Origin of the sequence: Nocardiopsis sinuspersici, from assembly GCF_001998325.1 — a bacterium.
Classification (GTDB): Bacteria; Actinomycetota; Actinomycetes; order Streptosporangiales; family Streptosporangiaceae; genus Nocardiopsis; species Nocardiopsis sinuspersici.
The window spans coordinates 5741528-5754251 of sequence record NZ_MCOK01000001.1 but is presented as its reverse complement, the minus strand read 5'-3'; the positions used below and the strand labels follow the sequence as shown (position 1 = coordinate 5754251).

At 69.9% G+C, this 12724-nt stretch carries 12 protein-coding genes; 2 read left to right on the top strand and 10 right to left on the bottom strand.

Annotated features, from left to right (window positions below; genetic code table 11):
• Positions 1-25: 25 nt before the first annotated feature.
• A complete protein-coding gene (locus NOSIN_RS24915; protein ID WP_077693061.1) occupies positions 26-943 on the bottom strand; it encodes an SGNH/GDSL hydrolase family protein in 918 nt (305 codons plus the stop codon).
• 299 nt (positions 944-1242) lie between these two features.
• Here NOSIN_RS24915 and radA point away from each other — a divergent pair, with 299 nt between their 5' ends.
• Entirely contained in the window at positions 1243-2625 is a 1383-nt protein-coding gene (gene radA / locus NOSIN_RS24910) for a DNA repair protein RadA (protein ID WP_077693060.1), read from the top strand.
• 65 nt (positions 2626-2690) lie between these two features.
• Here radA and NOSIN_RS24905 read toward each other — a convergent pair whose 3' ends face one another.
• The 3 genes from NOSIN_RS24905 to NOSIN_RS24895 form a co-directional block, all read right to left on the bottom strand.
• Positions 2691-3065, bottom strand: coding sequence for an SSI family serine proteinase inhibitor (locus tag NOSIN_RS24905; protein ID WP_077693059.1), 375 nt, complete (start codon positions 3063-3065; stop codon positions 2691-2693).
• 150 nt (positions 3066-3215) lie between these two features.
• Entirely contained in the window at positions 3216-3947 is a 732-nt protein-coding gene (locus NOSIN_RS24900) for a histidine phosphatase family protein (protein ID WP_077693766.1), read from the bottom strand.
• A 296-nt stretch (positions 3948-4243) separates the two neighbouring features.
• Positions 4244-4975 (bottom strand): hypothetical protein, encoded by a 732-nt coding sequence (locus tag NOSIN_RS24895; protein ID WP_171986683.1) that lies wholly within the window; start codon positions 4973-4975, stop codon positions 4244-4246.
• A 129-nt stretch (positions 4976-5104) separates the two neighbouring features.
• Between NOSIN_RS24895 and NOSIN_RS24890 the strand changes: the two genes are divergently transcribed.
• Positions 5105-5980, top strand: coding sequence for an HhH-GPD family protein (locus tag NOSIN_RS24890; RefSeq protein ID WP_077693057.1), 876 nt, complete (start codon positions 5105-5107; stop codon positions 5978-5980).
• A gap of 41 nt (positions 5981-6021) precedes the next feature.
• On the opposite strand, the gene NOSIN_RS24885 is transcribed toward NOSIN_RS24890, so the two are convergent.
• The 6 genes from NOSIN_RS24885 to NOSIN_RS24860 form a co-directional block, all read right to left on the bottom strand.
• Positions 6022-6720 carry a DUF3105 domain-containing protein gene (locus NOSIN_RS24885; RefSeq protein ID WP_143833003.1) on the bottom strand — a complete coding sequence of 233 codons (699 nt, stop codon included), beginning with the start codon at positions 6718-6720 and terminating at the stop codon, positions 6022-6024.
• 275 nt (positions 6721-6995) lie between these two features.
• A complete protein-coding gene (locus NOSIN_RS24880) occupies positions 6996-9506 on the bottom strand; it encodes an ATP-dependent Clp protease ATP-binding subunit (protein WP_077693056.1) in 2511 nt (836 codons plus the stop codon).
• 818 nt (positions 9507-10324) lie between these two features.
• A complete protein-coding gene (locus tag NOSIN_RS24875) occupies positions 10325-10666 on the bottom strand; it encodes a histone-like nucleoid-structuring protein Lsr2 (RefSeq protein ID WP_077693055.1) in 342 nt (113 codons plus the stop codon).
• Between the two features lie 215 nt (positions 10667-10881).
• Complete coding sequence (locus NOSIN_RS24870; protein WP_077693054.1) at positions 10882-11163, bottom strand: hypothetical protein; 282 nt, start codon at positions 11161-11163, stop codon at positions 10882-10884.
• Between the two features lie 433 nt (positions 11164-11596).
• Positions 11597-12211, bottom strand: coding sequence for an amino-acid N-acetyltransferase (locus NOSIN_RS24865; protein WP_077693053.1), 615 nt, complete (start codon positions 12209-12211; stop codon positions 11597-11599).
• Positions 12212-12332: 121 nt separating this feature from the next.
• The gene (locus tag NOSIN_RS24860; RefSeq protein WP_077693052.1) at positions 12333-12656 is read right to left on the bottom strand and encodes a helix-turn-helix domain-containing protein; all 324 of its coding nucleotides are present in this window, start codon (positions 12654-12656) and stop codon (positions 12333-12335) included.
• Positions 12657-12724 lie beyond the last annotated feature (68 nt).

The following is a 12724-nucleotide window of genomic DNA, read 5'->3' as shown; positions in this document are numbered from 1 at the left end:
TTTCACAAGAGCCGTTCACAGTGGGCTACGCCGCGTCGTCCACGGGCAGACCGAGCTCGGAACCCACGAAGTCGGCCGTGGCCCTCATGCCCAGGTAGTTCGGGTGCACCGGAGCCCCGTTCTCGGGGATCAGGCCCTCCACCCAGCGGACGTCGGAGGACGTGCAGACGTCGTGGCCGCGTTCGAGGACGTCCACGAAGATCGCGCCCTGGGCCTGCGCCTCCTCCGCGATCATCTCGTTCAGGGACGTCTGCGCCTCGTCCAGGAACGGCACGTCGCCCACCGCGATGGGCGTGCTCGGCCAGCAGCCCCACTTCTCGGGCAGGATCTGGAGGTAGCCCACGGCCAGGACCGTGGCCTCGGGGCTGCGCTCGTTGATGTCGGCGTAGACCTGGGAGACCTCGGGACGCAGGTTCTCGATCCGCTCGTCCAGTTCGTCGCCGTAGTGGTCGGCGCACGGGTCGCCCAGAGGGTTGCTCAGGCTCTGCTTGGCGCACTCGACCAGGACGTCGGAGAAGCCGAAGTCGTTGCCCGAGATGCCGACCGTGACCAGGTCGGTCTCGGGGGTCAGCGCGTCGAACTGGGGCAGGGTGTCACTGAACTGCCGCTCGTAGAGGTCGTTGATGACCGCACCGGAGCAGCTCGCGTCCGTGAACTCGGCGACACCGAGCCGCTCGGCGAGCATGGTCGGGTAGTTGTTGGACGTGCGCATGCAGCCCAACAGGGGCATCCGGGTGCTGACCCTCTCCTCACGGATGAGCGGACCGGCGACGAAGGAGTCGCCGAGGGCGACGTAGTGCTGGAAGGACTCGGTGGCCTCCGCCTGCTCGGCGGCGGCGGGCGCGGCGGCCAGGGACACTCCCAGCGCGGCGGCGGCCAGCGGGGCCAGCACGCGGCGCAGGGCTCGGAACGGTGACACGGTGACAGCGGATGTACGGGGCACTCGGGCTTCCTCTCTCAGGAGCGGGGGCGTGAAGCTTCGGACCCTAAGAATTCTTTAACACGACCTACGGAGAAAGACTCCTAACCCGTAGGTAACTTTCGTGTGTCCCCGAGTCAGTGTCGCCCCTGGGCCTCCGTTTCACTTCGGTCCGTCCGTCGCCCTCCATCGCCCGCCGGGGCGCTTCGCGCCTTGGCGGACTACCACCCCCAACGGACGCTCCGCGCAGCACTCTCCGTGTCCGGGCGCCCGAACCGCGCCGTGCGCCGGAGCTGTCCCCGGCAGCCGCTAGCGTTGCGAGCATGGCAAAGGCAGCGAAGACCACGTTCCGGTGCGTGGAGTGCGGATGGAGCACTCTCAAGTGGGTGGGCCGCTGCGGCGAGTGCCAGGCCTGGGGCACGGTCGAGGAGGGCGGTGCCCCCGCGCCCTCCGCCGTCGCGCCGGCGCCCGTCACCTCCCGGGCCCGGCCCATCACCGAGATCAGCGTGGAGAGCGCCGAGGCCGTCCCCACCGGCGTCGACGAGCTCGACCGGGTCCTGGGCGGCGGCGCGGTCCCGGGCGGCGTGGTGCTGCTCGCGGGCGAGCCCGGCGTGGGCAAGTCCACCCTGCTGCTGGAGGTCGCCGCGATGCGGGCGGCCGAGGGCCCCGTTCTGTACGTGACCGGCGAGGAGTCGGCCGGTCAGGTGCGGCTGCGCGCCGAACGGCTCGGCGCGCTCTCCGACAAGCTGTACCTGGCCGCCGAGACCTCCATCGCCTCCCTGGTCAGCCACGTGGACGCGGTCGCGCCCCGGCTGCTCATCGTGGACTCGGTACAGACCATGGTCTCCCCCGACACGGTGGGCGTACCGGGCGGTGTCACCCAGATCCGGCAGGTGGCCGGCGCGCTGATCCAGACCGCCAAGGAGCGCGGGATCGCCACCGTGCTGGTCGGCCACGTCACCAAGGACGGGTCCATCGCCGGCCCCCGCATGCTGGAGCACCTGGTGGACGTGGTGCTGCACTTCGAGGGCGAGCGCCACTCCCAGCTGAGGCTGCTGCGCGCGGTCAAGAACCGGTACGGGCCCACTGACGAGATCGGCTGCTTCGAGCTGACCGAGAGCGGCATCGTCGGCCTGCCCGACCCGAGCGGGCTCTTCCTCACCGAGCGCACCGCCCCGGTGCCGGGCACGTGCGTCACCGTAACCCTGGAGGGACGGCGCCCGCTGATCACCGAGGTGCAGGCGCTGGTGGCCACCAGCCCGCTGCCCGCACCGCGCCGCGCCACCTCGGGCCTGGACACCTCACGGGTGAACATGATCCTGGCGGTGCTGGAGAAGCGCACCGGCATGCGGCTGGCCAACATGGACGTGTACGCGTCCACGGTGGGCGGTGTGAAGCTGACCGAGCCGGCCGTGGACCTGGCGCTGGCCATGGCGGCGGCCAGCTCCAACAACGACGTGGCCCTGCCGACGGGGTTCATCGCGATCGGCGAGGTGGGCCTGGCGGGCGACGTGCGCACCGTGACGGGGGTGCGGCGCCGGGTGGCCGAGGCGCAGCGGCTCGGGTTCACCGAGGCCGTCGTGCCCAAGCACTTCGGCGACCCGGTCCCGGGTATCCGGGTCCACGAGGTGGAGGAGCTGAGCGAGGCCCTGTCCAGGGTGGCCAAGCGGCCGAGGCGGGCGCGCGCTTCCCGCGACGAGGACTGAGGACCGCGGCCGGGACCGCGGGACGGGAACCGCCCCGCGGCGCTCCGGGGCCGTGGCGAGCGCCCCTAGAAGTCGAAGACGGCGCCCTTCCCGGCCGTGAGCAGGCAGCGGTTGGAGAACTCCCGCTGGTACTCCTCGGCGCCGGAGGCCGTGGCGACGACGGGGTCGTGGATCATCGTGCAGTCGCCGCCCGGCCCCTCGACGCCCTCGATCGAACCGCCCTCGGCGATGGCCTCGCAGGCCTCCTCGGCCTTGGGGTGGGTGCCGCCGGCGGGGTGGCACTGGAGGCTGATCGCCTTGGTCGCGCCGCTGGAGACGTCCCGGACGCTCAGGACGTAGATCGCGGGAGAGGTCTGTGCGGCCTCGGCCGCGTGCACGGGCGCGGCGAGTACCAGTGCGAGGACGGGAGCGGCGGCCAGGGCCGGGATGGTGCGCTTCATGACGGACTCCGGAAGTGTGGGAGCAAGGTTCACCACGCATGGTAATCGAGTCGACACGAAAGGTTTCCGATTTCGCGCAAGATCGCCGGAACCCGGATCAACCGTGTTCCGGCCCTGCCCGAATACGAAGCGAAACGCCGAGAAAGCGCACTACGTCCGGACTCTCCGGACTCCTTCTCCCATCCCGGCCAGATGGGCCACGACCCCGTAGCCGTCGGGCCGCAGGTCGCCCGCGGCGTCGGCCGCCCACCGGCTGACCGAGGCCGTCCCCAGGGGCTCCTCCCTGCTGATCCGCCACACCTCTTCCTCCGGCAGGCCCTCCAGCGCGCCGCGGAGGAGGACCACGACCGGTTCGTGGGAGAACAGCAGCACCCGTTCGCCGGGGTACTCCGCGCACACGTCCCGCAGGAAGGAGCGCAGCCGCAGCAGGACGTCGGCGAGGGACTCCCCGCGCTCTGGGCGGTGGTGCATGCGGTCGGCGAGGCGCCTGGGCATCTCCTCCGGGTCGTACTCGCGCACCATGGCCGGCGTCATGAAGCCGAACAGGCCGGTGTCGTGGTCGCGCAGCCGCTCGTCCGGGTGCACCGTCAGGCCGAGACCGGCCGCCTCCAGCGCCAGCTCGGCGGTGCGGCGGGCGCGCAGATAGGTGGAGGAGAACACGACACCGGGCACGCGGTGCGCCGACAGTCCCGCGAGCCAGCCCGAGCCCACCGCGCGGGCCTGCGACTCGCCCAGCGGCGTGAGGTCCACGTCGGCGTTGCGCGCGGGCAGGCCGTCGGTGTCCAGGCGGCCGCCGTCGGGCCCCGCGGCGGCCAGCGCCGCGTTGACCCTGCTCTGGCCGTGGCGGACGACGACCAGCTCCGCCGGTCCCCGATAGCGCATGTCACGCCCTCCTGTGTTTCGGCCGCACACGCCACCGGTGTGGCGTTCGGGCTCCTCCTCCCGCACCATACGGAGTCCTGGGGCCGTGTGCCCTCCCGGCCGGAGCGCCGGGCGGAGGAGGTCGGCCTCCGGGAGTCCCGCGACCGAGAGCGGGCGCCCCCAGAGGGGAGCGCCCGCTTGGGAGCGCTCCCAATCGCAGGAAGGCTATCCCCTGACCATGTCAGGAGTAAAGGGCGCACCCCCTCGACGTGCCGCGGGGCCGGGGGCGACGCGCGCTCCCGGCCCCGTCGGACCGCTCAGGCCTTCAGTTGGAAGACCAGTTCGGACTGGTCCCCGACGTAGTCCCCGTGCAGGTTGGCGCGGTACCAGCCGGGCTTGACCTTCGACGTGCCGCCCCGGCAGTCCTCGAAGGAGCGCTCGCGCTCCCACTCGACCGTGTGCTCGTACGGGACGCCCCGGCTGAGCTGGCGCTCGTCGGTGCCCTCGCCCTTCACGCAGTCGGCGGTGGAGAAGATCCTGTCCTCACCGGAGTGGATGCGGATCTCCAGCGCCTTGCCGCCCACGTCCACGGTGCATGTCTGCTCGTTGGTGTTCACCACGGTGACCGTGAACTCCGGGCTGTCCCCCGCGCCGTAGATCTGCTGGTCCTCTTCGGCGAACTCGAAGGTGACCACGACGTCCTGCGGGCGGCAGTGGTCCTCGGGGCGCTCCGGAGCGGGCAACTCGCCGCCGTCGGCGGAACCGCCGTCACCGGCCGCCTCACCACCGGACTCCTCGCCGCCCTCGGCACTCTCGCCGCCTTCGGCTCCCCCGGCGCCCCCGTCCCCCTCCGAGGGCTCGGCGCTCTCCCCGGCCCCGTCGGCCCCGGATCCCCCGCTCTCGGCGTCGGAGGGTTCGGTAGGTGCGACACTGGGAGAGGACTGTCCGCCTATGCCCGCGTCCGACCGGCTCGGTTCACCGTTCTCCCCACCGGAGGGACGGCAGGCGTACACGATGATCGTGAGCGCCAGCATGATCCCAGCCAGCACGAAGGCACGCCGCCTCCAGTAGGTCTCACGGCTGACGGCTCCTGGATGTCCGGTACTTGACGCCATGCGCCGTAGTATTGCGGTTTTGCGTGGACCCCACCTACTCAACCCGCCGATTCCCGGTTAAAGATGAGCGATAACCCTTACAGCACCGCTGTTCTGGCGTGGTACGAAACCAACGCCCGCGACCTTCCCTGGCGACGGCCGGAGGCCTCCGCCTGGTCGATCCTCGTCAGCGAGATCATGCTCCAGCAGACGCCCGTCGTGCGGGTCCTGCCCGCCTGGCGCGCCTGGATGGAGCGCTGGCCCACCCCGGCCGACCTGGCCCGGGAGCCGTCCGGCGAGGCCGTACGCATGTGGAACCGGCTGGGCTACCCACGCCGCGCGCTGCGCCTGCACGCGTGCGCGGTGGCCGTCACCGAGGAGTACGGCGGCCGGGTCCCGGACGACCACGCGACCCTGCTCTCCCTCCCCGGCATCGGCGCCTACACCGCCGCCGCGGTGGCGAGCTTCGCATTCGGACAGCGTCACGCCATTCTGGACACCAACGTTCGACGTGTCCTCGCAAGGGCCGAAACAGGGATCCAGTACCCGCCGAAAACACAGACCAAGGCGGAGACCGCCCTGGCCGAGTCCCTGCTGCCGCCCACGCCGTCGGTCGCCGCCCGCTGGGGCGTGGCCGTGATGGAGCTGGGCGCGCTGGTGTGCACCGCCCGCGCGCCCGCGTGCGCGGACTGCCCGATCGCCGGCCAGTGCGCCTGGCGGCTCGCGGGCAAGCCCGCCCACGAAGGCCCGCCCCGGCGCGGTCAGACCTACGCGGGTACCGACCGGCAGGTGCGCGGAAAGCTGCTGGCCGTGCTGCGCGACTCCGTCCATCCGGTGTCCAAGGACGCGCTGGACGTCGTCTGGGACGACGGCGTCCAGCGCGAGCGGGCTCTGGACGCGCTGGTGTCCGACGGGCTGGTGGACCCGCTCGACGACGGCCGGTACGCCCTTCCCGGCTGAAACGCCGTCCGGGCGCCGTGAGGGGCCCGGACGGGCCCGGTCTAGCCGGTGAACTCCGAGGCGTCGATCCCGGCGCCGACGGCTCCGGTGCCGGTGCCGGTGGTTCCGGTCCCGGAGCGGCCGCCGCTGCACGCGGCGCCCGGCTCGGGGGTGTTCTCCCCCCGCACGTACTCCACGAGGTACTCGACCAGGCGCGGGTCCGCGGGGTCCTCCAGGCGGATCTGGGAGCCCCAGGCCGACGCCACCACCGGGGCGGGCAGGTCCTCGGCGGGGCTGATCACCAGGTAGTCGCCGGGCGAGTAGTGGCTGCGCAGGATCTGGACGTCCGCCTCCGACAGCCCCGGGTCGTAGGTGATCCACACGGCTCCGTGCTCCATGGAGTGCACGACGTACTCCGAGCGCAGCGGCTCCCCGTAGACCCCGCAGTCCTGCCAGACGGGATAGTGCGGCCCTCCCGCGGGCGGGTACACCTCGTACTCGACGGTCTCGCCCTCGTCGACGTGGTCGGCGGCCAGGGCCGAGAACTGGCGGACCGTACCGATGCCCTCCGCGGAGGCGGTGCCGCTGTCGTCCGGGGAGAGCGTCCAGAACGCCACCGCGCCGCCGCCCGCCATGAGGACGAACACGAGGAGCACCGCGCCGATGATCAGGCCGGTCCCGGCACCGCTCCTCTTCTGCGGCGGCTGGTACGGGTAGGCGCCGTGGGGTCCGTGGGGTCCCTGCGGGCCCGTGGGAGGCATGCCGCCGGGAGGGCCGGCGGGGGGAACTCCGGGGGGACCGGTGGGAGGACCGGCGGAGGGCGTTTCGCCGTGGGGGGCCGGGCCGGGCCGCGGGGCTCCCCCGCCCTGCTGGGGACCGTGGGGGACATGTCCGGGCTGCGGGTACCGTCCCTGTGCCTGCCACGGACCGTGCTGTCGGGGATCTGGATGAGTCACGCTCGCACACTAGCCCTCCAACGCCGACGGGGGCACCCCCGAAGGGATGCCCCCGTCTCAGACGTGGACCGGCGGAGCGGCTACTCCCGCTTGCCGGCGGCCGACTCCTCGACCTCGGGCGTGTCCGGCACCTCGGCCGGCTTCGGCACACCCTTGAAGAGGAACTTGGCGTCCTTGCCCTCGCCCTCGGCGTCGATCACCACGATCTGACCGGCCTTGAGGTCGCCGAACAGGATCTTCTCCGACAGCTGGTCCTCGATCTCCCGCTGGATCGTCCGGCGCAGCGGCCGGGCGCCCAGCACCGGGTCGAACCCGCGCTCGGCCAAGAGCTTCTTGGCCTTGGGCCGCAGCTCGATCCCCATGTCCCTCTCCTTGAGGCGGGTGTCGAGGTTGGCGATCATCAGGTCGACGATCTGGAAGATCTCGTCCTCGGTCAGCTGGTGGAAGACGATGACGTCGTCCACACGGTTGAGGAACTCGGGCCGGAAGTTGTTCTTGAGCTCCTCGCTGACCTTCGCCTTCATCCGCTCGTAGTTGGTGTTGGCGTCGTCCTCCTTGGCGAAGCCCATGGCCACGCCCTTGGAGATGTCCCGCGTACCCAGGTTGGTCGTCATGATGATGACCGTGTTCTTGAAGTCGACGTTGCGACCCTGGGCGTCGGTGAGACGTCCCTCCTCCAGCACCTGGAGCAGCGAGTTGAAGATGTCGGTGTGGGCCTTCTCGATCTCGTCGAACAGGACCACCGAGAACGGCTTGCGGCGCACCTTCTCGGTGAGCTGGCCGCCCTCCTCGTAGCCGACGTATCCGGGCGGGGAGCCGAACAGCCGCGAGACCGTGTGCTTCTCCATGAACTCGGACATGTCCAACTGGATCAGCGAGTCCTCGTCCCCGAACAGGAACTCGGCCAGGGTCTTGGACAGCTCGGTCTTACCCACACCGGACGGGCCGGCGAAGATGAACGAACCGCCCGGACGCTTGGGGTCCTTCAGCCCGGCACGGGTACGGCGGATCGCCTGGGAGAGCGCCTTGATGGCGTCCTCCTGGCCGATGACGCGCCGGTGCAGCTCGTCCTCCATGCGCAGCAGCCGGGAGGACTCCTCCTCGGTGAGCTTGAAGACCGGGATGCCGGTGGAGGCGGCCAGGACCTCGGCGATGAGCTCCTCGTCGACCTCGGCCACGACGTCCATGTCGCCGGCCTTCCACTCCTTCTCCCGCTGCGCCTTCTTGTTGAGAAGCTGCTTCTCGTCGTCGCGCAGCGACGCCGCCTTCTCGAAGTCCTGCGCGTCGATCGCGGACTCCTTGTCGCGCCGCACGCCCGCGATCTTCTCGTCGAACTCGCGCAAGTCCGGCGGAGCGGTCATCCGGCGGATGCGCATCCGCGAGCCCGCCTCGTCGATGAGGTCGATGGCCTTGTCGGGCAGGAACCGGTCGCTGATGTAGCGGTCGGCCATCTGCGCCGCGGCCACCAGGGCCCCGTCGGTGATGGAGACCCGGTGGTGGGCCTCGTAGCGGTCGCGCAGACCCTTGAGGATCTCGATCGCGTGCTTGATGGAGGGCTCGTCCACCTGGATGGGCTGGAAGCGCCGCTCCAGGGCGGCGTCCTTCTCCAGGTACTTGCGGTACTCGTCCAGCGTGGTCGCGCCGATGGTCTGCAGCTCACCCCTGGCCAGCATGGGCTTGAGGATGGAGGCGGCGTCTATGGCACCCTCCGCCGCACCCGCGCCGACCAGCGTGTGCAGCTCGTCGATGAACAGGATGATGTCGCCCCGGGTGCGGATCTCCTTCAGCACCTTCTTGAGGCGTTCCTCGAAGTCACCGCGGTAGCGGCTGCCCGCCACGAGGGCGCCCAGGTCCAGCGTGTACAGCTGCTTGTCCTTGAGCGTCTCGGGGATCTCGCCCTTGACGATCTTCTGGGCCAGGCCCTCGACCACGGCGGTCTTACCGACGCCGGGCTCACCGATCAGGACCGGGTTGTTCTTGGTACGCCGCGAGAGCACCTGCATGACGCGCTCGATCTCGTTGTCCCGGCCGATGACCGGGTCGAGCTTGCTCTCACGGGCAGCCTGGGTCAGGTTGCGACCGAACTGGTCCAGCACCAGCGAGGTGGAGGGGGTGGACTCGGAGGAGGCCCCCGTGGCCTGCGGCTCCTTGCCCTGGTAGCCGTGCAGCAGCTGGATGACCTGCTGGCGCACGCGGTTCAGGTCGGCGCCGAGCTTGACCAGCACCTGGGCGGCGACGCCCTCACCCTCACGGATCAGACCCAGCAGGATGTGCTCGGTCCCGATGTAGTTGTGGCCGAGCTGAAGCGCCTCGCGCAGCGACAGCTCCAGGACCTTCTTGGCACGCGGGGTGAAGGGAATGTGCCCCGACGGAGCCTGCTGGCCCTGGCCGATGATCTCCTCAACCTGCTGCCGAACCGCTTCGAGGCTGATACCAAGGCTTTCCAGAGCCTTGGCGGCGACGCCCTCACCCTCGTGGATGAGGCCGAGCAGGATGTGCTCCGTACCGATGTAGTTGTGGTTGAGCATCCTGGCCTCTTCCTGGGCCAGAACCACCACTCGCCTCGCGCGGTCGGTAAACCTCTCGAACATGTCTCGTCGCTCCTCTACAGAGCGGTCAGGCAGGGACGGTTCACTCCGACCCAACTCTTCCGCATATCGGCCCCACAGGGATTAACCGCCCCGGGGAGCACTGTCGCACCCGTCCGAACAGCCGACCGGAGGCCGACCGGACGGACGTCTCCGCACCGGCGGCCGAAGCCGCCCGTGCCAGAGACTTTCCCCGACGATAGGGCGTTCATCCACATCCAACTACCAATTGCCGCGTCAGATTTCCCTGTACGCCGAAGGCGAACGGCCCGGGCACTCTCGGGAGTGAGAGTGCCCGGGCCACACGCGTGTAAGCCTTTTCGGCCCTGAGCGAACAGGGCGGCATTGTTGACCGACCGATGGGGGAAAGCGTGAAAATGCGCGCCGCCGGATCGGCCGGCCTCGCGGGGGCGGCCCCGGGTCCCGCGGCTCGTCGGTGCCGCGGGACCGGGAGCTGAGGGCCTCCGCGGGAACGGGGAACGCGTGGCGGTTCCGCGTGTGTGCTCGACCGGGCGTGTGGTCGGCACGCGACCAGGGTCTCGCGGCGGCTCGGCGGGAATCCGGTCCCGCCGGGACTCGCCGTCCGGCCCACCCCGTGGGTGTGGCGGCGGAGACCCGAGGCCGTGACCGGTCACCGCTGGCACCGGTCGGGAACCTGTTCCTCAGTCACGTCCGATGAACCCGTGTATCCCCTGGCGTCCCCGTGTCACTGGGCCGCGCACGGCCTGGGACGGGTCGGGTTCGGGTGTCCTCCGGAGCGCTCTGGTCGCCATTCGGTCAAGACCTGGCAACATTCCGGCGGACGGGGGCCATCGGCAAACCTAACCCTTGACGGCCTCATATTCGGCGACGATCGCCGCGGGGATACGGCCGCGCTCATTGACGGGCTTGCCCGCGGCCTTCGCCCACGCGCGAATCTCGGCGCTGCGCTCACGGCTGGGAGCATTCCGGCTGGTACCCCTGCGACCCGTACCGCGGGACGCCTTGGCCGGGGCCTTGCGGGCGGCTTCGACGAACGGAGTAAGGGCCTCGCGGAGCTTGGCGGCATTACCCGCGCTGAGGTCGATTTCGTACACGGAGCCGTCCAGACCGAACGTCACCGTCTCCTCGGCCTCGCCGCCGTCGAGGTCGTCGACCAGGAAAACCTGGACCTTCTGTGCCATGGATTCAAACCTTTCAGAAGAGCGGTGTCTTCACACCTGAATATAAAGCTATCTCGCGAGAACGCAGAAGACAATTCCCGGCGTGCCTGAAATCACCCGGATCCGGCGCCGGGTTTCAGGGCTCGCTTGAGCAGCGCGGGGCGGCGGGATGGCCCGCGCACGTGTGCGGCTACTGGTCCGGGCCCCGCGGAGCCCGTGATCGGTCAAGTACCGTATCAACGACCGTCGGATTCGGCGCGTTCCCCGTCGCGGACAATCGGCGTACCGTCCTCGGCCGCGGTCTCCCCGTCGGCGTCGGCACTCTTACCGTCGTCCGCGCCCTCGGCCGCATCACCCTTGCTGACCAGGCTTCCGTCCATCCGCCGGGGTGCCATCTCCTTGCGCAGGAGCTGGATGACGAAGGTGCAGAAGACCGCGCCGACAACCACTGGCGGGATGAGCGCCGACAATACGTCGATCAGTCCGGCGGGAAGCACCGAGGACAAAAAGTCACCCATCGAAGCGGTCCACCCTTCCTGGTTGTTACTTATTGCAGCAAATACCCGACTCAGTGTCGGCTCGCTCCTGGGGGATGGCCGTCGGGGACCCGGTCAAACGCATACCCGACATCATAGACATCGTTTGCCCCCGGTTTGACACCGGACGTACCCGGGCGACCTCCGGCAAACCCGGTGCGGGCCAATGTCCGGCCGTGTGTTCGGCGTCCTCGTACGGCCCCGGCGGGAACACGTCTCCGTGAGTCTGAATCGCGACCCTTCGTCACCGTCACTTCAACGCGCGGGAGGGTCTCCCCTCGTACACGGACACATTACCCGCCCCCTTCGGTTCCCCCACCATCCGGTTGTGCATAAGCGCGTACGGTCGAGGGCACCGGTGTTGGCCCGTGGGGCGCCGTAAGGGAACTGGGTCCCCTAGTGAGCGCGAAAACCTTTAGGCGCGGGCGGTTCGCGTTGCCTCGTCGAGGTACACAAGCATCCGTGTGTTCCCGAGAGTGTTGGGCTTAACCCGCTCCAGGTCGAGGAATTCGGCGACTCCCTCGTCATAGGAACGCAGGAGTTCCTCGTACACACGGGAGGACACGGGTGTCCCCTGGATCGGGGCAAAGCCGTGTTTGGCGAAGAAACCGGTCTCGAATGTCAGACAGAACACACGGCGTACGCCCAACTCGCGCGCGGTGTCGAGCAGTTCCGCCACGATCCGGTGTCCGACGCCGAGTCCGCGCAGAGAGGGGTCGACGGCGACGGTGCGCACCTCCGCCAGGTCCTCCCAGAGCACGTGCAGGGCTCCGCAGCCCACCACACGGCGCTCCGGCCCGGGGTCGGCGGCGGAGGCGTCCAGGGGGTTCTGCGCAGGAACCGCTCCCGGAAGGGGTGCGTCGGAGGCGGTCTCCACCTCGGCCACCCAGAACTCCTGGATGTCCTCGTAGAGGTTGACGGTGCTCTTGGAGAGCACGCGCCGGTCGGTGGTGTAGGTGTCGACGAGCCGGCGGATGTGGGCGACGTCGCGCGTCCTGGCTCGGCGTACGTGAACATGGCGAACGGGCATAGCCGGACCAGACTATGCCCATGCCCCGTCCCGGCGGGCGCCGTGCGGGCGCGGACGGGCCGGACGAACACGTCGGCACCCGCCGGATGACTCCGGCAGGTGCCGCTGGGATGGGACCGCCTCAGATGAGCTGGCGCCGTGCGGCCCAGACGACCGCCTCGATGGGTGTGTTCACGCCGAGCACGTCGCAGATGTTGCGAATGCGGCGGCGCAGGGTCCTGGCGCTGAGTTCGAGGTGCCGTGCGGCCACCTCGGTGGTGACCCCCGTGGCGATCTCGGCGAGCAGTTCGAGATCCTCGTGGTTCAGTTCCACCGGCGCGTAGTGGCTGCTCACAGCCGCTTCACGCGGGCGGGTCTGAATGGGGACCACGTTCTCCCGGTGCTCCCTGGTCCGAAGAGCGCCCTGGTCCTCAGCGGTACGTCGTACGAGTGTGGCCTGTTCCACTCCGTCCTCCCTCATCCATGTGAGTGCGGAACATCAACTCGTCACCTGGTGGAGGCGAGTACACCGGA

What these genes read in the sequence shown, in the direction of transcription:
- NOSIN_RS24885 (WP_143833003.1), bottom strand. Translation starts at nt 6,720, where the DNA reads ATGCCTCCCACGGGCCCGCAGGGACCCCACGGACCCCACGGCGCCTAC.
- NOSIN_RS24870 (WP_077693054.1), bottom strand. Translation starts at nt 11,163, where the DNA reads ATGGGTGACTTTTTGTCCTCGGTGCTTCCCGCCGGACTGATCGACGTA.
- radA (WP_077693060.1), top strand. Translation starts at nt 1,243, where the DNA reads ATGGCAAAGGCAGCGAAGACCACGTTCCGGTGCGTGGAGTGCGGATGG.
- NOSIN_RS24890 (WP_077693057.1), top strand. Translation starts at nt 5,105, where the DNA reads ATGAGCGATAACCCTTACAGCACCGCTGTTCTGGCGTGGTACGAAACC.
- NOSIN_RS24880 (WP_077693056.1), bottom strand. Translation starts at nt 9,506, where the DNA reads ATGTTCGAGAGGTTTACCGACCGCGCGAGGCGAGTGGTGGTTCTGGCC.
- NOSIN_RS24875 (WP_077693055.1), bottom strand. Translation starts at nt 10,666, where the DNA reads ATGGCACAGAAGGTCCAGGTTTTCCTGGTCGACGACCTCGACGGCGGC.
- NOSIN_RS24865 (WP_077693053.1), bottom strand. Translation starts at nt 12,211, where the DNA reads ATGCCCGTTCGCCATGTTCACGTACGCCGAGCCAGGACGCGCGACGTC.
- NOSIN_RS24900 (WP_077693766.1), bottom strand. Translation starts at nt 3,947, where the DNA reads ATGCGCTATCGGGGACCGGCGGAGCTGGTCGTCGTCCGCCACGGCCAG.
- NOSIN_RS24905 (WP_077693059.1), bottom strand. Translation starts at nt 3,065, where the DNA reads ATGAAGCGCACCATCCCGGCCCTGGCCGCCGCTCCCGTCCTCGCACTG.